We start from the raw sequence: 19,207 nt of genomic DNA, 5'->3' as shown, positions 1-19,207 counted from the left end.
CATCGCTCGCGCGCACCCGCCACGCCCCACGGACTCGGGCATCGGCGCATCGCGGACCGACGTCGCATCGGCCGCGATGCGGACAGCCTCACAAGACCCGAGCCGCATGGCGCCCTTCCGAACGAGCGAGGAGCCTTCTTTCGCCATGTCCCCAGACAACACGCATTCTTCCGGCCCCGACGACGCGGCTAAAAAACCGTCGCGCAGGCGCTTCCTGCAATCGGCAGCAGCGGCGGCGGCCGTGACCGCCGCACCGCTCGCCCACGCGCAGCAACAGAACGCGGGCGCGCCCGCCGCCGCGCCGATGCCGCCTTCCGCCGCACCGACGATGCCCGTCAAGCTGACCATCAACGGTCATCCGTATGAGTTGCAAGTCGAAGCGCGCACGACCCTGCTCGACGCCCTTCGCGAATACGCCGGTTTGACCGGCACGAAGAAAGGCTGCGATCGCGGCCAGTGCGGCGCGTGCACGGTGATCGTCGCGGGCAAGCGCATCAATTCGTGCCTGACGCTCGCCGTGATGCACGACGGCGAATCCGTCACGACGGTCGAAGGCCTCGCGCCCGCCGCCGATACGCTGAGCGCCATGCAACGCGCGTTCATCGACAAGGACGCGTTCCAGTGCGGCTACTGCACGCCGGGCCAGTTGTGTTCGGCGACCGCGCTCATCGACGAATACCGCGCGGGCGATGCGAGCGCCGCGACCGCCGACGTGCGCTACCGTCCGCCGCAACTCTCCGACGACGAAATCCGCGAGCGCATGAGCGGCAACATCTGCCGCTGCGGCGCATATCCGAACATCGTGGCGGCGGTGAAAGTCGTCGCCTCGACGCGCAGCTAAGGAGACGACATGGACGCGATCTCCTATCAGCGCGCCGCCGACATCGGCTCGGCGATTCAGGCGGGCAGCCAGCCCGGCACGGTGTACATCGGCGGCGGAACGAATCTGCTCGACTTGATGAAGGGCGGCGTCGCGCGGCCCGCGAGACTCGTCGATATCACGCATATCGGCGGACTCGACACCATCACGACGCTGCCGGACGGCGGCCTGCGCATCGGCGCGCTCGTGCGCAACAGCGACGCCGCCAATCACACGTGGGTGCGCGAGCGTTACCCGCTGCTGTCGCAGGCGTTTCTCGCGGGGGCATCGGCGCAATTGCGGAACATGGCGACGGTCGGCGGCAATCTGATGCAGCGCACGCGCTGCTATTACTTCTACGACACCGCCTTTCCCCAGTGCAACAAGCGCAATCCCGGCAGCGGCTGCGCGGCGCTCGAAGGCAACACTCGCATTCACGCGATTCTCGGCGCGAGCAACCAGTGCATCGCGACGAATCCGTCCGACATGAGCGTGGCGCTCGCCGCGCTCGATGCCGTCGTGCGCGTGAGCGGCCGCGATGGCGAGCGCGCGATTCCGTTCGCGGAGTTTCATCGGCTGCCGGGCGACCGGCCCGATCTCGACACGACGCTGAAACCCGGCGAACTGATCACATCGGTCGATCTGCCGCCGCCGCTTTTCGCCGATCACTCGAAGTATCTGAAGGTGCGCGACCGCGCGAGTTATGCGTTCGCGCTGGTCTCGGTCGCGGCGGCGTTGCAGATGGACGGCAACACGGTGAAGACCGCGCGCATCGCGCTCGGCGGCGTCGCGCACAAGCCGTGGCGCGCGAACGCGACGGAAGCGGCGCTCGTCGGCAAGACGCTCGACCGCGCGACGCTGCAAAGCGCCGCCGCGCTCGCCGTGCAGGGCGCGAAGCCGCAGCGCGACAACGCATTCAAGGTGACGCTCGCGCAGCGGGCGATCGTACGCGCCATCGAACAGGCAGGAGGTGCCGCATGAGTGTCATCGGTCAACCGCTCGACCGCACCGACGGCGTGCTGAAAGTCACCGGCCAGGCGCGCTATTCGGGCGACAACAGCGAATCGAAGCTCGCGCATGCGGTGCTCGTCACGAGCACGGTGGCGAAGGCGCGCATCGCTTCCATCGACACGAGCCGCGCGCAAGCCATGCCCGGCGTGCTGCTCGTGATGACGCATCAGAACGCGATGCGACTGCCGAACGGCGGCGTCCCCGACGCGCAGCCGCCCGCCGTGCGCAAGCTCACGCTCTTGCAGACGAACGAAGTGCGCTACAGCAACGAGCCGGTGGCGGTCGTCGTCGCGGATACGCTGGAGCACGCGCAAGGCGCGGCGCGTTTCGTCGATATCCGCTACGAAGCGACGACGCCCAACGCGGATTTCGCGCGCGCCCGGGCGTCCGCGTATCAGCCGGAAAAGATGATGGGCCGCGCGATCACGACGCAGCGCGGCGATGTCGAAGCCGGCCTGCGCCAAGGCCCGACGCGCCTCGACGCCGTCTACACGACGCCCAACGAGCATCACAATCCGATGGAGCCGCACGCGACGCTCGCCCGCTGGGACGGCCCGAAGCTCACGCTCTACGACGCGACGCAAGGCGTCTCCGGCGCGAAGAGCGCGGTGGCGAAGTTCTTCGGCATCCCGGACGACAACGTGCGCGTGATCTGCCCGTTCGTCGGCGGCGGATTCGGCTGCAAGGGCTCGGCGTGGTCGCACGTCGTGCTCGCCGCGATGGCGTCGAAGCAGACGGGGCGGCCCGTCAAGCTCGTGCTCGAACGTCCGCAGATGTTCGGCATGGTCGGCAACCGGCCGTTCACCGAGCAGCGCGTCCAGGTGAGCGCGCGCGCCGACGGCACGATGACCGGCATGCGCCACGACGTCATCTCGACGACTTCGACGTTCGAGGACTGGACGGAAAGCTCGGCCATCCTCACGCGGATGCTGTACGCGGTGCCGAATCAATCGACATCGCACAAGCTCGTGAAGCTGGATGTCGGCACGCCGACCTTCATGCGCGCGCCCGGCGAGACGAGCGGCTCGTTCGCGCTCGAATCGGCGATGGACGAAATGGCGTATCGGCTCGGCATGGACCCGCTCGCGTTCCGCATCAGGAATCACGCGAACATGGAGCCGCAGGAAAAGAAGCCGTGGTCGAGCAAGGCGCTCGTCGATTGCTACCGGGAAGGCGCGGAGAAATTCGGCTGGTCGAAGCGCAATGCGGCGCCACGTTCCATGCGCGAAGGCAATACGCTCGTCGGCTGGGGCATGGCGACGGCGACATATCCGGCCAATCGCAGCGAGGCGTCGGCGGTGGCGCGCATTCTGCCCGACGGCACCGCGATGGTCGCCTCTGGCACGCAGGATCTCGGCACCGGCACGTACACGATCATGACGCAGGTCGCCGCCGACGCGCTCGGCTTTCCGCTCGATTACGTGAGCTTCGCGCTCGGCGATTCGTCGCTGCCGAAAGCGCCGGTGTCGGGCGGCTCGCAATCGGCGGCGAGCGTGTCGCCGGCGGTGCAGGCAGCCGCGAAACAGGCGCGCGATCAGCTCATCGCGATGGCCATCGCCGATCGCGGATCGCCCGTCGCCGGCCTTCCGCGCGAGGACGTGACCGTGAGCAACGGCTGGGTCGTGAGCGTGTCCACGCCCGACAAGCGCGATCCGGCCGCAGCGATCATCGCGCGAAACGGCGGCAAGCCGATCGAGGCGATCGCCACCGCGCGCCCCGGCGACGAGAAGAAGGAGTACTCGTTCCACTCGTTCGGCGCGGTGTTCACGGAAGTGCATGTCGATGCCGATCTCGGCGTCATCCGCGTGCCGCGTATCGTCGCGGTGTACGACGTCGGAACGCTCCTCAACGAAAAGACGGCGCATAGCCAGTTGATGGGCGGCATCGTGTGGGGCGTCGGCTCGGCGCTGCTGGAAAAGAGCGAACTCGACGCGCGCTACGGCCGTTATACGAACGCGAATCTCGCGGAGTATCACGTGCCGGTGAACGCGGATATCGGGCTGCTGGACATTTCGTTCGTCGGCAAGCCGGACCCGCATATCAATCCGCTCGGCGCGCGCGGGATCGGGGAAATCGGCATCACGGGCGTGGCGGGGGCGCTCGGAAACGCGATTTATCACGCGACGGGCGTGCGCGTGCGCGATTTGCCGATCACGCTCGACAAGGTGATGGGACCGACGATGGCGTAAGCGCGGGCAACGATGCGCCGTCCGCGTGACAAGCGCGGGCGGCGCGATTTTTTGCGCGCTTGCCGCCATCTTCGACGCGCTGCACAATCGGCTTCTCCCTTTTTCCTCGAGCAGCGCGATGACCTATTCGTCGAACGCGACCGGCATCCTGCTGGCGGCGGGCCTCGGCACCCGCTTCGACCCGTCCGGCCTGCGCAACAAGCTGCTCGCCCCGCTGCCGAACGGCACGCCGGTCGTGTTTCAGTCCGCGCGGCGGCTGCTCGCGGTCGCGACGGAAGTCGTCGCGGTCGTGCGGCCGGGCGCGGAAAAGCTGGCCGACGTGCTCAACGAAGCCGGCTGCAACGTCATCTTCAGCGTGGACGCGGAGCGCGGCATGGGCGCGACGCTCGCCGCCGCCGTGCGCGCGACATCCGAGGCGGACGGCTGGATCGTCGCGCTCGGCGACATGCCGTGGATCGAGCCCGCGACGATCGAAGCCGTCGCGCGGGCGCTCGACGGCGGCGCGGAACTGGTCGCGCCGTTCTATCGCGGCTCGCGGGGGCATCCGGCGGGATTCGGCATGGCGCATCGCGAGGCGCTCGTTTCGCTCGACGGCGACGCCGGCGCGCGCGGCATCTTCGCGAACGTGAAGCCGCTCGCCATCGATGTCGACGATCCCAACGTGCTGCGCGACGTCGATCTGCCAGCCGATCTGCAATAAAACCGTCGCGGCAAAAGGGCACGACCATCCCAAAAAAGTTGCCGCGAAGCCAGAGTCATCGCTAGAATACTGTATGGATATACAGTACTTTTCAGCCTTTTCTGGTTCCGGTTTCCGATGAAAAGCGTCATCCTCGACCCATCGTTCGCTGCATGGCGCACCGTCGCGCGCTCCCTCGTCACCGAGGGCGTGGCGCCGGAAGACGTGCTCTGGCGCGAGTCGGCTGCATCGGCCACGGTGTTCGGCACCATCGCCCCGCCCTGCGGCCCGGTGGACCCAAACGCGCCCAAGCCGGTGAAGATCGCCCGCGAATTCCTGGCCATGCTCGAAACGGCCGCGTGTTACCGCGCGCGGGACCGCTGGCCGTTTCTCTACAAGGTGCTGTGGCGCTGGACGCAGGGCGACCGCGCGGTCGCATCGCCGGAAGACGCGGACGGGCATCGGCTGAATCGCATGATCGAAGCCGTGCAGGTAGAGGAAAGCAAGATGCGCAAGACGCTGCGCTTCCGGCATCGGGACGCGTCGCTCGGGCCGCCGGAGTTCATCAGTTGGTGCGAGCCGGTGCACGACCTGCTGGAACACGCCGCCATGCACTTCGCCACGCGCATGGGCAGCGCCACGTGGATGATCGCCACGCCGCACGGCGCGGCCTTCTGGGACGGCGCGCTGCTGCGCGTGGACCGCACGAGCGAGCCGGAAGAAAAGCCGATGGATTTCGGCGAGAGCGCCGATTCCATGAGCGGCGAGGCGGTGAGCGGCGACGCCATCGAGGCGCTGTGGCTCGCCTATTACGAGAGCACGTTCGCGCCGGCGCTGGAAAACGCCGTCGAAATGGCGTCGCACATGCCGGTGCGCTACTGGAAGAGCCCGCCGAACGAGCGCGCCGATCCCGCGCTGATCTCCCGCGCGGACCCGTATACGCGGCGCGACCGCGAACCGCGCAACGTGCCGGACGACATGGAAGTCCCGCTCAATACGGACCTGGAGCCGCTCAAGGGCACGTCGCTGAAGGCGCCGCCGTCGCTCGACGCGTGCAAGCGCTGCTCGCTCTGGCGCAATGCCACGCAGGCGGTGCCGGGCACGGGGCCGGACAACGCGCGCGTCATGCTGGTCGGCGAGCAGCCGGGCGACAGCGAAGACCGCGAGGGCAAGCCGTTCGTCGGCGCGGCGGGCAAGCTGCTCGACGACGCCATCCGCGAGGCGCAGTTGACGCGCGAATCGCTTTTTCTGACGAACGCGGTGAAGCACTTCAAGTGGGACGAGCAGGCGCAGGAAGCCGGCGGCGACAAGGAACGGCTGCTCGTGACGCCGTCGCAGCGCGAGCGCGAGGCGTGCCGCTACTGGCTCGACGAAGAGCTGGCGCGCATTGCGCCGAAGGTGGTCGTCGCGCTCGGGGCGACGGCGCTGAAGGCGCTGACGGGGCATCGCACGGCGCTGTCGGAGTATCTCGGCAAGACGATCGAGCACAAGGGGCGCATCGTCGTGCCGACCTATCATCCGTCGTATTTGCTGCGCCTGACCGACGAAAAAGTGCGCGAGGAAGTCTTCGGCACGATCGTCGAGGCGCTCGTGTTCGCGCAGCAGATCGCCGACGGCACCGCCACGGTCCGCACGCCCGTGAAGGATCGCACGCGCTGACGGCGTGCCGGGCATCGGCATCGGCGAATGCAACAGGAGGCAACAGGACGAAACAGGAAGCAACAAAACGAAAGGCTAGTCAACGATCGTGTAAGCCATGCGTTGAACCGATGTCGCGCCTTTCGGCGCCCATTCGTCGAGACGATATTCCATGGCCGCTTTGCCGCTCGAAGTTCTTCGCCAGCAACACACCCTGACCGCGCTCGTGCCGAAATCGGCCGGGCAATTGCATAGCGAACGGGAGCGCCTCATCGCGCGCGCCGGCTGGCTGCTGAACGCGACCATCGCGCTGGCGCTCGTCGGCGCGGCGTTCGTCGCGTGGCTCACGTTCTCGCCCGTGCCGCACGAGTTCCGCTTCGGCGCGCAGGAAGTGCTGGGCGTCGCGGTGTTCGCGTCGTGCCTGTTCCTGCTGCACGAGCGCGCCGAACTTCAGCTCGCGCTCTACGACTACGAGCCGGTCGAGCAGACCACGCAGGGCGAACTGCGCGCGCTGCTGCATCGCGTGCCGGAAGGCGCGTCGTATCAGCAGGCGCTCGCGGCCGACAACCGCACTTTCGTGACCGGCGAAGTCGACGGCATTCGCCGCCGCGCCGAAGCCTTCACGCCGAAGACGCTGCCCGCCGAGGACGGCCATTCGGAGACTTGAGCGCCGGACTCCCTTCCGGCGTCGAAAAACCGCCGCTCCTGCATGCGCAGGGCGGCGGTTTTTGCTTTTCGGGCCGACAAGCAGCGACAAGCCGCGACAGGCGCGCCTTGACGATCCCCGCCCCACCACCTTCAATACCGATGAGATGACATGATCCGTCCCGATAGTCCCGACAGCCGCGATAGGCACGATAGGCACGAGGCGTGCTGAACCTAATGCCTCCCACGCCCGCCGCGCGCCCGTCATGCGCGGTCGAAACACGAGGCCACGCCATTTGCAGGAGTCAGGATGCGAGCCAATCCCTTTTCCCAGCTAGCCGAAGCGCTGTCCCCCGAACTGTCGCTCGCCCCGGCGCTGATCCCCGATTCGCCCGGCGGCTCGCCGTCCGACGACGCGCTGTCGGATGCCGAATACGACGAGCTCGTCGCGTTTCACGGCATCGAACGGGAGCGGCTGGTGCTGATCCATCCCGGCAGCCATCATGCCGCGCCCGCGTGGCCGGCCGACCGGTACGCCGACGTCGCCGACCAGCTCGCCGCCGATGGCTGGCAGGTCGCGATCATCGGCGACGCGCCCGATCCCGAGCGCACCGCCGGCGTGCTCGGCGCGATGCAGACCGCCGCGCTCTTTCTGGCCGGCGCTATCGGGCCGCGCACGCTGCCGCGCCTGATCGCGGATGCGCAGCTTCTCCTCTCCGACGACGCCGCCGCGCCCTCGCCCGTGGCCGTCGCGCGGGCGCTCGGCACGCCGCACATCGTGCTGGAGGAACATCCGCGCGACACCGCGAGCGACGCGATCACGCGCCGCGCCCGCGCCGAACTGTCGGACATGGAGCACGCGCATCCCGGCCGTCCTTTCACGCTGCACATGCCGGCCGCGCACGATGCGCTCTGACTTTCTTTCGGGAGCCAAAATGAAATTCGACATGCAAACGAGTCCCGTCCCAGATCCGATCGCGGACCCGAACCGCGATCCCGAAGCCGATCCGCTCACGCCGCCCTCGCCGGGGCATCGTCCGGACGAGCCGCAGCATCCCGACGCGCCGCCCGACAAGGATCCGATCCGGCGCTTCTGACGCCCGCTTCCCCGATGCCGCCGCGCCCGCGGGCATCGGGTAATCCCCGCCTATAGTCCGCCGCCCGCCCGCCGTAAAGCAGGCATGCGGCGGCACGCGCCGTCGCATCGTCGAAAAAGACGATTCGAGACCTTGCAAAGACCGGAAAGAGAGCGGGCGCACACATGAACGGAATGACCCTGAACAAAAAGCTCGGCTCGCTGATTGCCGTGCTGTGGATCGGCCTGATCGCCATTGGCGTGATCGGGGCGTGGCAGAACCGATCGTCGATGATCGACGACCGCAAGGAGCAGCTGAAAACGCTCGTCGGCGAGGCGCACGCGATTGTTTCGCACTACGCGGCGCTCGCCGCCAACAAGACGCTCACGGACGACGAAGCGAAGAAAAAAGCGCTCGAAGTCGTCGGCGCGATCCGCTACGGCACGGACGGCTATCTGTCCATCAACGATTCGCATCCCACCATGGTGATGCACCCGATCAAAGCCGCGATGATCGGCCAGGATCTTTCGGCGTACACCGATCCGGCGGGCAACCGGCTGTTCGTCGATATCGTCAAGGCGGGCGATCAGCCGGGCGGCGGCTTCGTCAACTATCTGTGGTCGAAGCCGGGCAGCGACAAGCCGGTCGCGAAGCTCTCGTATGCGCAGCGCTTCGCGCCGTGGGACTGGTATCTCGTGACCGGCATGTACATGGACGACGTGCAGAGCGCGTTTTACGCAAGCGCGCTGCGCTGGCTCGCGATCACCGCGATGCTCGGCGCGGCGGCGACCGTGGCGATGCTCGTCGTTCTGCGCAGCATCAAGCGCCATCTCGGCGGCGAACTGGAACTGGCGGTCGGCGCGGCGCACCGCATCGCGCGCGGCGACCTGACGGCGACCGTCGACGTGCGCCCCGGCGACACCACGAGCCTGCTCCACGCGCTTTCGACGATGCAGCGCGGCCTCGTGCAGACCGTCGCGCGCGTGCGGGACGGCACGGAGAACATCAACGTCGGCGCGTCGGAAATCGCGGCGGGCAACACCGATCTGTCGCAGCGCACCGAGGAACAGGCGGCGGCGCTCGTGCAGACGGCGTCGAGCATGGACGAGATGACGGCCAACGTGAAGCACAACGCCGAGAGCGCGGCGCAGGCGGCGCGGCTCGCGGAACAGGCGGCCGACGTGGCGACGCGCGGCAGCGGCGTGGTCGACGACGTGATCCACACGATGACGCGCATCACCGAAAGCTCGCAGCAGATCGGCGACATCATCGGCGTGATCGACGGCATCGCGTTCCAGACGAACATCCTCGCGCTCAACGCGGCCGTCGAAGCGGCGCGCGCGGGCGAACAGGGACGCGGCTTCGCGGTCGTCGCGGCGGAAGTGCGCAGCCTCGCGCAACGTTCCGCGACGGCGGCGAAGGAGATCAAGGCGCTCATCGAAACGTCGACGCAGACGGTGCACGAAGGCGCGTCGCTCGTCTCGAACGCGGGCGCGACGATGGGCGAGATCGTGCAATCGGTGCGGCGCGTGAACGAAATTCTCGACGAGATCAGCAACGCGTCGCGCGAGCAGAGCGCGGGCATCGAACAGGTGAACCGCGCGGTCGTCGAAATGGATCAGGTGACGCAGCAGAACGCGGCGCTCGTCGAAGAGGCCGCCGCCGCCGCGCATTCGCTGAAGGATCAGGTGGATGGGTTGCGCGAGGCGATCGGGAGTTTCAGGCTTCCGGCGTGACGCGTCCGGTCACGCGAGGAATCGCTCGACGAGGCGCGCCCAGTACGCCGCGCCGACCGGCAGATTCTTGTCGTTGAAATCGTAATGCGGGTTGTGGACCATGCAGCCGTCCTCGCCCGCGCCGTTGCCGATGCGCAGGAACGTCCCCGGCCGTTCCTGCAGCATGAACGCGAAATCCTCGCTGCCCATCAGCAGGTCCGCGTGCGCGACGACGTTCTCGTCCCCGACCAGTTCACGCGCCACTTCGGCGGCGAATTCCGTTTCGGCATCCGAATTGACGACGACCGGATAGCCTTCCATATACGACACCGTCGCCTTCGCGCCGTAACTCGCCGCCTGCGATTCGACCAGTTCGCCGATGCGCCGCTTCAGCAGCGCGCGCACCTGCGGGCTGAACGAGCGCACCGAGAGTTCGAGCGTCGCGCGATTCGGAATGACGTTGTTGACCGTGCCCGCGTGCATCGAGCCGACGGTGACGACCGCGGGCTGCGCCGGATCGACATTGCGCGCGACGATCGTCTGCAACGCCATCACGATGCTCGCCGTGACGACGACCGGATCGACCGAAAGATGCGGCCGCGCCGCGTGGCCGCCTACGCCTTCGATCACGATCGACACCTGGTCGCCCGCCGCCATGAACGGCCCCTTGCGGAAGAGGAACGTGCCGGGCTGCGCGCCCGGATGGTTGTGCACGCCGAACACGGCGTCGCAATGAAAGCGCTCGAACAGGCCCTCTTCGATCATCCGCTGCGCGCCGCTCGGCACGCCGTGCTCCTCCGCCGGCTGAAAATACAGATGCACCGTGCCGCTGAAACGCCGCGTGCGCGCGAGATGGCGCGCGGCGCCGAGCAGCATCGTCGTGTGGCCGTCGTGGCCGCACGCGTGCATCTTGCCGTGCGTCGCGCTCGCGTACGGCTTGCCGGTCTGCTCGATGATCGGCAGCGCATCCATGTCCGCGCGCAAACCGATGCTCTTCGTCCCCTCGCCCGCCTTCAACGTGCCGACGACGCCCGTCCCGCCGACGCCGCGCGTCACCTGCCAGCCCCATTCTCCGAGCTTTTCCGCGACGAGCGCGGCGGTGCGCGTCTCTTCGTAAGACAGTTCCGGATGACGATGGATGTCATGGCGAATCTCGCGCAACGAGGGCGCGTCGTCGGAGAGATCGGCGATTTCGGTGAAGCGGAAAGCGGACGAAACGGTCGTCATTGAAAGAATGCCCTTGCTGATTGACCACGCGGCGAACGGACGCAGCGTGAAAAGGCGCACATGATCCTCCACTCGCGCGCCGCTTGCCAGTTTCGCCGATGTGACTGTGCGTTTTTTGCACGTCGCAGCGAAGCGCTCGGCAAAAATGGCTCCCCCGCATTTAATGAAATGGCTCTGAACGGAAGAGCCAAATCTCACTATAGTCGGCGCTGTATCGGGGCTGCCGCCACGATAGACACCAAACCGACCGCCGCGCCGACGCGGAAAAGGAGATTCGCTGTGAACGCCCCTCTCAAAAACGCCGACCTGCAAGCCCGCAAGAACGCCGCGACGCCGCGCGGCGTGGGCATCATGTGCGACTTCTACGCGGCGCGCGCCGAGAACGCGGAACTGTGGGACGTCGAGGGCCGGCGCTTCATCGATTTCGCGGCGGGCATCGCGGTGTGCAACACGGGGCATCGGCATCCGAAGATCGTCGAGGCCATCCGCGCGCAGCTCGATTGCTTCACGCATACCGCGTATCAGGTCGTGCCGTACGAGTCGTATGTCTCGCTCGCCGAGAAGATCAACGCGCGCGCGCCGGGCAAGCAGCCGAAGAAAACCGCGTTCTTCACGACGGGCGCAGAAGCCGTCGAGAACGCCGTGAAGATCGCGCGCGCGGCGACCGGGCGGCCCGCCGTCATCGCTTTCACGGGCGGTTTTCACGGGCGCACGCTGATGGGCATGGCGCTGACCGGCAAGGTCGCGCCGTACAAGATCGGCTTCGGGCCGTTCCCGTCGGACGTTTATCACGCGCCGTTCCCGAATCCGCTGCACGGCGTGTCGGTCGAGGATTCGCTGCGCGCCATCGAGCATCTGTTCAAGGCCGATGTCGAAGCGAAGCGCGTCGCCGCGATCATCTTCGAACCGGTGCAGGGCGAAGGCGGCTTCAATCCCGCGCCGGTGGAATTCGTGCGCGGCCTGCGCGAAATCTGCGATGAACACGGCATCCTGCTGATCGCCGACGAAGTGCAGACCGGCTTCGCGCGCACCGGCAAGCTCTTCGCGATGGAGCATTACGGCGTCGAGCCCGACCTGATGACGATGGCCAAGAGCCTCGCGGGCGGCATGCCGCTGTCGGGCGTCGTCGGCCGCGCGGACGTGATGGACGCCGCCGCGCCCGGCGGTCTCGGCGGCACGTATGCGGGCAATCCGCTGGCGGTAGCGGCGGCGCACGCGGTGCTCGACATCATCGACGAGGAAAAGCTGTGCGAGCGCGCCGTGCAACTCGGCGACACGCTGAAGGCGAAGCTCGAAGCCATGAAGCGCGAAGTTCCGCATATCGCCGATGTGCGCGGCCCCGGCGCGATGATCGCCGTCGAATTCTGCAAGCCGGGCACGCGCGAAGCGGACGCCGACTACGCCAAGCGCGTTCAGGCACGCGCGCTCGAACGCGGGCTGCTGCTGCTCGTGTGCGGCGTGTACGGCAATGTCGTGCGATTCCTGTTTCCGCTGACCATCCAGCAAGCCGTGTTCGACGAAGCGCTCGGCATTCTGGACGAAGCGCTGCGCGAGAAGATCGGCGCGGCGGCCTGAAGGAAACGACATGAGCCTGCGCGACCAACTGAAAGACGCGGCGCTGCTGCGTCACGAAGCCTATATCGACGGCGAATGGCAACACGCCGACGATCACGCCACGTTCGAAGTCCGCGATCCGTCGAACGGCGAGACGCTCGGCCGCGTCCCGCAAATGGGCGCGGCTGAAACGCGCCGCGCCATCGAAGCCGCGAACGCCGCGTGGCCCGCGTGGCGCAAGAAGACCGCGAAGGAACGCGCGGCCGTCATGCGCCGCTGGTACGAGCTGATGATGGAAAACGCCGACGACCTGGCGCTCATTCTCACGACGGAACAGGGCAAGCCGCTCGCCGAAGCGAAGGGCGAGATTGCGTATGCGGCGTCGTTCATCGAATGGTTCGCGGAGGAAGGCAAACGCGTCGCGGGCGATACGCTCGCCACGCCCGCCGCCGACAAGCGCATCGTCGTGACGAAGGAGCCGATCGGCGTCTGCACCGCCATTACACCGTGGAATTTCCCGGCCGCGATGATCACGCGCAAGGTCGGCCCGGCGCTCGCGGCGGGTTGTCCGATCGTCGTGAAACCCGCCGAGGCCACGCCATTCTCCGCCCTGGCGCTGGCCGTGCTCGCCGAGCGCGCGGGCGTGCCGAAGGGCGTGTTGAGCATCGTGACCGGCGACCCGAAAGCCATCGGCGGCGAAATGACGGCCAATCCGATCGTGCGCAAGCTGTCGTTCACCGGATCGACGGCCGTCGGACGCTTGCTGATGGCGCAAAGCGCGCCGACGGTCAAGAAGGTCACGCTGGAGCTGGGCGGCAACGCGCCGTTCATCGTGTTCGACGACGCCGATCTCGACGCCGCCGTGCAAGGCGCGATTGCGTCGAAGTATCGGAATAGCGGACAGACGTGCGTGTGCACGAACCGCTTCTATGTACACGAGCGCGTCTACGACGCCTTCGCGCGCAAGATGGCCGATGCCGTCGGCGAACTGAAAGTGGGGCGCGGCACGGAAAGCGGCGTGGCGCTCGGGCCGCTGATCAACGAGGCGGCGGTGCAGAAAGTCGAATCGCATATCGACGACGCGCTGGCCAAAGGCGCGGCCGTCGCCGCCGGCGGCAAGCGTCACGCGCTCGGCCACGGCTTTTTCGAGCCGACGGTGCTGACCGGCGTCACGCCCGGCATGCGCATCGCGAAAGAAGAGACCTTCGGGCCGCTCGCGCCGCTTTTCAAATTCTCATCCGACGACGAAGTCATCCGCCTCGCCAACGACACCGAATTCGGACTCGCCGCGTACTTTTACAGCCGCGACATCGGCCGCGTGTGGCGCGTGGCGGAAGCGCTCGAATACGGCATGGTCGGCATCAACACCGGGCTGATTTCGAACGAAGTCGCGCCCTTCGGCGGCGTCAAGCAGTCGGGGCTGGGCCGCGAAGGATCGCACTACGGCATCGACGATTATCTCGTCATCAAGTATCTGTGCATGGCGGTGTGACGCTTACTCCTGTGCGTTCGCGTCGGTGGGCGTCACCTTGACGGCCGCCGCCGACACGAACACCGCGTGCACCGTGTCGCCCTTCTTCAGCTTCAGCGCTTCGGAATCCGGCGGAATGTCCAGCGTTTCGGTGCGCCACGGACCGCGCAGCGTGATGGTGTGCCGCTTCGTGTCGACTTTCTCGACCGTCGCGAGCACTTCCATTTTGCGCGACGACTCGAAGCCGCTCACGCCACCCGCGTCCGATGCCGGCGTGTAGGTCTGCGTATCGACGCGCTTGCGCACGCCCTTGCCGCTTCCGCTGACCTTATCCGCGGTCACGAGCAGCGCGTTCTTGTAGAGCACGTCCACCTTGTCGCCGACGCGAAGCTGATCGAAGTTCGTCACCTCCTTGCTGACGAGCACGGTCGCATCGCCGCGCGGGCCGCGAACCGTCACCATGCGGCTCGACGGATCGATGCCCGTGATCGTCGCCTGAACGTGTATCGGCGGCACTTCGGCAATCACCTGCTGCGCCTGTTTGTTGAGATCGTCGCTGTTTTGCGCCGATGCCGCCCCGCCGGCTGCGGCGATGGACGTCAAAAAGAGAATCGAAAGTGCCCGGCGTTTCATCGTCATGTTCATTGATTCCTTGTTGGTCTTGGTCGTGCCACGCATTCAATATCACTTTGTCGGCGCGGTGAAAATCGAATCCCGCTATGCGTCGTGGGCGGCTCAGAGAAATGTCTAATCGATTGTGAAAGATCGTGTATCTCGACGCCATTCACAGTGACTACGGCGTGATTGATAGTGAAACGGTAGAATCGGCTGCTGGCGGAACCTTGCACTGACGTGCATCGCCGCCGTTTCATCGATTCCCACAGGGGCGCTATGCGACGTTCCGCATTCTTTCTTCGTTTCATCGGCATCGGCGTCTTGTTTCATCTTTACGTGGGCGTGCGGCTCATTCCCGCCGCGCCCGTCGGCATGCCGCTCAAGGTGCTCGCGGCGGCATGGCTCGTCGCGTCGCTCGTGCTCATTCCGCTCGGGATGATGGCGCGCAACATCGAACCGCAGCCGCTCTCCGACCGCCTCGCGTGGTTCGGCCTGACCGCGCTCGGGTTCTTTTCGTCGCTGCTCTTGCTGACTTTCGCGCGCGATGTATTGCTGCTCGTCGTGCATCTCGTCGACTGGATGCGGGGCGCGCCGATCGGTTCGCCCGCGCTCGTCGCCTATAGCGCGCTGGCGGTGCCGCTGCTCGCGGTGCTGTCGTCGGCGATCGGCTTCTACAACGCGCGGCGGCGCGCGCCGGTCGTGAGCGTCGATGTGCCGATCGACGGTCTGCCCGCCGCGCTCGACGGCTTCACCATCGTGCAGATCAGCGACATCCACGTCGGACCGACGATCAAGCGGCATTACGTGGAGCGCATCGTCGCGGCGGTGAACGGCCTCGCACCGGACGTGATCGCCGTCACCGGCGATGTCGTGGACGGCGCGGTGCCGAATCTCGCCGACCATACGCGCCCGCTCGCGCAACTGAGCGCGCGTCATGGCGCGTTTCTCGTCACCGGCAACCACGAATACTATTCGGGCGCGGACAAGTGGATCGCGGAGTTCCGGCGGCTCGGGCTCAACGTGCTGCTGAATCAGCACGTGGTGGTGAATCACGATGGCGCGCAGGCCGTGATTGCCGGCGTCACCGATTACAGCGCGGGCAGCTTCGACCCGGCGCATCAAAGCGACCCGGCGAAGGCCATCAGCGGCGCACCCGCCGAAGCGACCGTGCGCGTGCTGCTCGCGCATCAGCCGCGCAGCGCGACGGCCGCCGCCGAAGCCGGCTTCACGTTGCAGCTTTCCGGACACACGCACGGCGGCCAGTTCCTGCCGTGGAATTTTTTCGTGCGGCTGCAGCAGCCGTTCGTCGCGGGACTCGTGAAGTTCAACGGACTTTGGGTCTACACGAGCCGCGGAACGGGATATTGGGGACCGCCGAAGCGGCTCGGCGCGCCCTCGGAAATCACGCGCGTGCGGCTGGTTTCGCCGACGGCATGACGGGCAGAAAAACAAGAAGAGGATGACTGAGGAAGTGGACGCGCGCCGATGGGACGCGCGTCCGGCGCTTGGGGAAAAGCGCGGCGCCCGGACACGGGAATGAACGAACGCCCTTCATCGACGAGCGGGATTCCCGCCGACGAAGCATTGACAAGTTAAAGAAGCGGGCCCGCAGCGACCACTAGAACAATCCTAATTATGGTTGCTTTCAGGCCAGTTGAAAAACGAGCGCCGCTCCGTTGATGCAATAGCGCAAGCCGGTCGGTTTCGGACCGTCGTCGAACACGTGGCCGAGATGCCCGCCGCAGCGCCGGCAATGCACTTCATTGGCCAGCGTGACGGATGAATCGCTCGCCTCCGTGCCGACCGCGCCGTCGAGCGGCTTCCAGAAGCTCGGCCAGCCGGTGCCGCTGTCGAATTTCGCACCGGACGAAAAAAGCGGCAGGCCGCATCCGGCGCACGCGAAGCTGCCGTCGCGCCGTTCATGCAGAAGCGGACTGGCGAACGGCGGCTCGGTCGCGCCGCGCCGAAGCACGCGATATTGCTCGCCGGAAAGACGCCGCCGCCAGTGCGCCTGACTGTGCTCGATCTCGTATGACGGTTGCAGTCCGCCGCGCGCCTGGGCCGCTCCGGCATGCCACGGCGCGACGCCGCCCGCGAGCGTCGCGGCCATCGCGCCGAGAAAATTGCGTTTCGTGCGCCTCATGATTTTCATCGGATGAACGCCCTCTCATTTCTCGTCGCGCTTCTCATCGCACTTTTCATCGCACTTTTCATCGCGCTTGACCTCGCGTCACGACTCACGCCTTCAGCCGATACCCCGTCTTGAAGATCCACGCGACGATCGCGACGAAGACTGCAAGGAACACCAGCGTCATCGCAAGGCTTATGCCGACATCGACATCGGCCAGTCCGTAAAAGCTCCAGCGAAAGCCGCTGATCAGATAGACGACCGGGTTGAACAGCGCAACCGTCTTCCAAAACGGCGGAAGGATGTTGATCGAGTAGAAGCTGCCGCCCAGAAACGTGAGCGGCGTGACGATCAGAAGCGGAATGATCTGCAGTTTCTCGAATCCGTCCGCCCATATGCCGATGATGAACCCAAGCAGGCTGAACGTCACGGATGTCAGCAGCAAAAACAGGATCATCCATACCGGATGGTCGATGCGCAGCGGCACGAACAGCCGCGCCGTCGCGAGGATGATGAGGCCGAGGATGATCGACTTGGTCGCCGCCGCGCCCACGTAGCTGATGACGAGTTCCAGATACGACACCGGCGCCGAGAGCAGCTCGTAGATCGTTCCCGTGAACCTCGGAAAATAGATGCCGAAAGACGCGTTGGCGATGCTCTGCGTGAGCAGCGACAGCATCACGAGGCCGGGCACGATGAACGCGCCGTAGCCGATGCCGTCGACTTGCGGAATGCGCGAGCCGATGGCCGCTCCGAACACGACGAAGTAAAGCGACGTGGAAATGACGGGCGAGACGATGCTCTGCATCAGCGTGCGGCCGGCGCGCGCCATCTCGAAACGGTAAATTGCGCGTACTGCGTGTAGATTCATTTGGCTTCCCTGACAAGGCTCACGAAGATGTCTTCCAGCGAGCTTTGCGTCGTTTGCAGGTCCTTGAAGCGCACGCCGGCTTCGTCGACATGGCGCAACAGCGCGATGATCCGGCCCGGCTCGTCATGCGCGTCGTAGGTATAAGTGAGTTCCGCGCCGTTCGAAGACAGCGTGAGCGCGTAAGGCGCGAGCGGCGCGGGAATGGCGGCGAGCGGCTGTTCGAGCTGCAGCGTGAGCTTTTTCTGCCCGAGCTTGCGCATCAGTTCGGCCTTCTCTTCCACGAGCACGATTTCCCCGCGATTGATCACGCCGATGCGATCCGCCATCTCCTCCGCCTCCTCGATGTAATGCGTCGTCAGGATGATGGTCACGCCGTCGGCCTTCAGTGCGCGCACGAGGTTCCACATGTCGCGGCGCAGCTCGACGTCGACGCCCGCCGTGGGTTCGTCGAGAAAGAGAATCTCCGGTTCGTGCGCCAGCGCCTTCGCAATGAGCACGCGCCGTTTCATGCCGCCCGAAAGCGTCATGATCTTGTTGTCCTTCTTGCTCCACAGCGACAGCGACTTCAGCACCTTTTCGATGTGCGCCGGATTCGGCGCGCGGCCGAAAAGGCCCCGGCTGAAGGAGACGGTCGCCCAGACGGTCTCGAACGCGTCCGTGGTGAGTTCCTGCGGCACGAGACCGATCATCGCGCGGGCGGCGCGGTAATCGGTGAGGATATCGTGCCCCGCGACCGTGATCGTGCCCTCGCTCGCCCGCACGATGCCGCAAACGGTGGAGATGAGCGTCGTCTTGCCTGCGCCGTTCGGCCCGAGCAGCGCGAAAATTTCGCCGCGGCGAATCTCCAGATTCACGTCCTTGAGCGCGGAAAAGCCCGACGCGTAGGTCTTGTAGAGGTTTGATATAGCGATGATGTTCGGCATGGCGTGGACGATAGCAGATAGCGCGCCAGTCGGCTCAAATGGCGAGGGTCGTCCGAATGGCTAATGTTCGCGGCTCGCGCGGCTGCATAGAATAAGCGGTCAAGCCAAGGAGCCATCATGTTGTTCGAACGCATACACACCGCCTGCATCAACGACTCGGACGTGCCGTGGATACCCTTCACGCCCTATAGCGACCGCGTGTTCGTCAAATACTTCAAGCTCGATCCCATTCGCGGCGAAACCATCGCGCTCCTGAAAGCGCCGGCGAAAGGCCAGATGCCGCGTCATCGGCATACGGGCACGGTCATCGTTTATACGGTTGCGGGGCGCTGGAAGTATCGCGAGCACGAGTGGATCGCGGAGCAAGGGAGCATCGTGTACGAGACGGCGGGATCCACGCACACGCCCGAGGCCGTCGCGCCGTCCGCTGAGGTTGCTTCGGACGATATCGTCACGCTCAACATCATTCACGGCGATCTCGTTTTCGTCGACGAAAGCGGACGCACGCTCGCCACGGAAAGCTGGCGCAGCGGCTGGGACCGTTACGCCGCCTATTGCCGCGCGCAGGGCATCACGCCGCGAGACCTCACGGCGTTCGGCTAACGC

General features: G+C 66.2%; 18 protein-coding genes. 13 read left to right on the top strand and 5 right to left on the bottom strand.

Features of this window, described 5'->3' with window-relative positions:
* Window positions 1-145 precede the first annotated feature (145 nt).
* The 9 genes from NCR39_RS16540 (at window position 146) to NCR39_RS16500 (ending at window position 9,833) form a co-directional block, all read left to right on the top strand.
* Complete coding sequence (locus NCR39_RS16540; RefSeq protein WP_250453158.1) at window positions 146-841, top strand: (2Fe-2S)-binding protein; 696 nt, start codon at window positions 146-148, stop codon at window positions 839-841.
* Window positions 842-850: 9 nt separating this feature from the next.
* Window positions 851-1,840: an FAD binding domain-containing protein gene (locus NCR39_RS16535; RefSeq protein WP_250453157.1), complete on the top strand. Its 990-nt coding sequence runs from the start codon at window positions 851-853 to the stop codon at window positions 1,838-1,840.
* Window positions 1,837-4,059 carry a xanthine dehydrogenase family protein molybdopterin-binding subunit gene (locus NCR39_RS16530; protein ID WP_250453156.1) on the top strand — a complete coding sequence of 741 codons (2,223 nt, stop codon included), beginning with the start codon at window positions 1,837-1,839 and terminating at the stop codon, window positions 4,057-4,059. The genes NCR39_RS16535 and NCR39_RS16530 overlap by 4 nt, the downstream gene beginning before the upstream one ends.
* A gap of 118 nt (window positions 4,060-4,177) precedes the next feature.
* Window positions 4,178-4,759, top strand: a complete 582-nt coding sequence (locus tag NCR39_RS16525; protein ID WP_250453155.1) for a nucleotidyltransferase family protein — start codon at window positions 4,178-4,180, stop codon at window positions 4,757-4,759.
* Window positions 4,760-4,876: 117 nt separating this feature from the next.
* Complete coding sequence (locus tag NCR39_RS16520) at window positions 4,877-6,397, top strand: UdgX family uracil-DNA binding protein (protein WP_250453154.1); 1,521 nt, start codon at window positions 4,877-4,879, stop codon at window positions 6,395-6,397.
* Between the two features lie 151 nt (window positions 6,398-6,548).
* Window positions 6,549-7,043 (top strand): hypothetical protein, encoded by a 495-nt coding sequence (locus tag NCR39_RS16515; RefSeq protein ID WP_250453153.1) that lies wholly within the window; start codon window positions 6,549-6,551, stop codon window positions 7,041-7,043.
* 288 nt (window positions 7,044-7,331) lie between these two features.
* Window positions 7,332-7,937, top strand: coding sequence for a glycosyltransferase family 9 protein (locus NCR39_RS16510; RefSeq protein ID WP_250453152.1), 606 nt, complete (start codon window positions 7,332-7,334; stop codon window positions 7,935-7,937).
* 19 nt (window positions 7,938-7,956) lie between these two features.
* On the top strand, window positions 7,957-8,118 hold the full coding sequence (locus NCR39_RS16505; RefSeq protein WP_187605169.1) for a hypothetical protein: 162 nt from the start codon (window positions 7,957-7,959) through the stop codon (window positions 8,116-8,118).
* A gap of 173 nt (window positions 8,119-8,291) precedes the next feature.
* Complete coding sequence (locus tag NCR39_RS16500) at window positions 8,292-9,833, top strand: methyl-accepting chemotaxis protein (protein WP_250453659.1); 1,542 nt, start codon at window positions 8,292-8,294, stop codon at window positions 9,831-9,833.
* Between the two features lie 9 nt (window positions 9,834-9,842).
* Here the strand turns inward: NCR39_RS16500 and NCR39_RS16495 are convergent, their stop codons facing one another.
* Window positions 9,843-11,039 (bottom strand): M20 aminoacylase family protein, encoded by a 1,197-nt coding sequence (locus tag NCR39_RS16495; RefSeq protein WP_250453151.1) that lies wholly within the window; start codon window positions 11,037-11,039, stop codon window positions 9,843-9,845.
* Between the two features lie 279 nt (window positions 11,040-11,318).
* On the opposite strand from NCR39_RS16495, the gene NCR39_RS16490 reads away from it, so the two are divergent.
* Together NCR39_RS16490 and NCR39_RS16485 are read left to right on the top strand one after the other, a co-directional pair.
* Entirely contained in the window at window positions 11,319-12,614 is a 1,296-nt protein-coding gene (locus tag NCR39_RS16490) for a 4-aminobutyrate--2-oxoglutarate transaminase (protein ID WP_350029682.1), read from the top strand.
* 10 nt (window positions 12,615-12,624) lie between these two features.
* Window positions 12,625-14,085, top strand: a complete 1,461-nt coding sequence (locus tag NCR39_RS16485; RefSeq protein ID WP_250453150.1) for an NAD-dependent succinate-semialdehyde dehydrogenase — start codon at window positions 12,625-12,627, stop codon at window positions 14,083-14,085.
* Window positions 14,086-14,088: 3 nt separating this feature from the next.
* Here the strand turns inward: NCR39_RS16485 and NCR39_RS16480 are convergent, their stop codons facing one another.
* Complete coding sequence (locus tag NCR39_RS16480) at window positions 14,089-14,703, bottom strand: hypothetical protein (protein WP_350029681.1); 615 nt, start codon at window positions 14,701-14,703, stop codon at window positions 14,089-14,091.
* Between the two features lie 252 nt (window positions 14,704-14,955).
* Here NCR39_RS16480 and NCR39_RS16475 point away from each other — a divergent pair, with 252 nt between their 5' ends.
* On the top strand, window positions 14,956-16,116 hold the full coding sequence (locus NCR39_RS16475) for a metallophosphoesterase (RefSeq protein WP_250453149.1): 1,161 nt from the start codon (window positions 14,956-14,958) through the stop codon (window positions 16,114-16,116).
* A gap of 208 nt (window positions 16,117-16,324) precedes the next feature.
* Here the strand turns inward: NCR39_RS16475 and msrB are convergent, their stop codons facing one another.
* The 3 genes from msrB to NCR39_RS16460 all read right to left on the bottom strand — a co-directional run bounded on the left by msrB (window position 16,325) and on the right by NCR39_RS16460 (window position 18,601).
* Complete coding sequence (gene msrB / locus NCR39_RS16470; protein ID WP_250453148.1) at window positions 16,325-16,831, bottom strand: peptide-methionine (R)-S-oxide reductase MsrB; 507 nt, start codon at window positions 16,829-16,831, stop codon at window positions 16,325-16,327.
* Between the two features lie 85 nt (window positions 16,832-16,916).
* Window positions 16,917-17,678: an ABC transporter permease gene (locus tag NCR39_RS16465; protein ID WP_250453147.1), complete on the bottom strand. Its 762-nt coding sequence runs from the start codon at window positions 17,676-17,678 to the stop codon at window positions 16,917-16,919.
* Window positions 17,675-18,601, bottom strand: a complete 927-nt coding sequence (locus NCR39_RS16460) for an ABC transporter ATP-binding protein (RefSeq protein WP_250453146.1) — start codon at window positions 18,599-18,601, stop codon at window positions 17,675-17,677. Before NCR39_RS16460 ends, NCR39_RS16465 begins: the two co-directional genes overlap by 4 nt.
* 117 nt (window positions 18,602-18,718) lie before the next feature.
* Between NCR39_RS16460 and NCR39_RS16455 the strand changes: the two genes are divergently transcribed.
* Window positions 18,719-19,204 (top strand): 2,4'-dihydroxyacetophenone dioxygenase family protein, encoded by a 486-nt coding sequence (locus tag NCR39_RS16455; RefSeq protein ID WP_250453145.1) that lies wholly within the window; start codon window positions 18,719-18,721, stop codon window positions 19,202-19,204.
* Window positions 19,205-19,207: the final 3 nt, after the last annotated feature.

The organism is Caballeronia sp. ATUFL_M2_KS44, assembly GCF_023630965.1.
GTDB classification, from domain to species: domain Bacteria; phylum Pseudomonadota; class Gammaproteobacteria; order Burkholderiales; family Burkholderiaceae; genus Caballeronia; species Caballeronia concitans.
The sequence above is the reverse complement of the archived record's forward strand: the minus strand, read 5'-3'. Positions and strand labels throughout refer to the sequence as shown.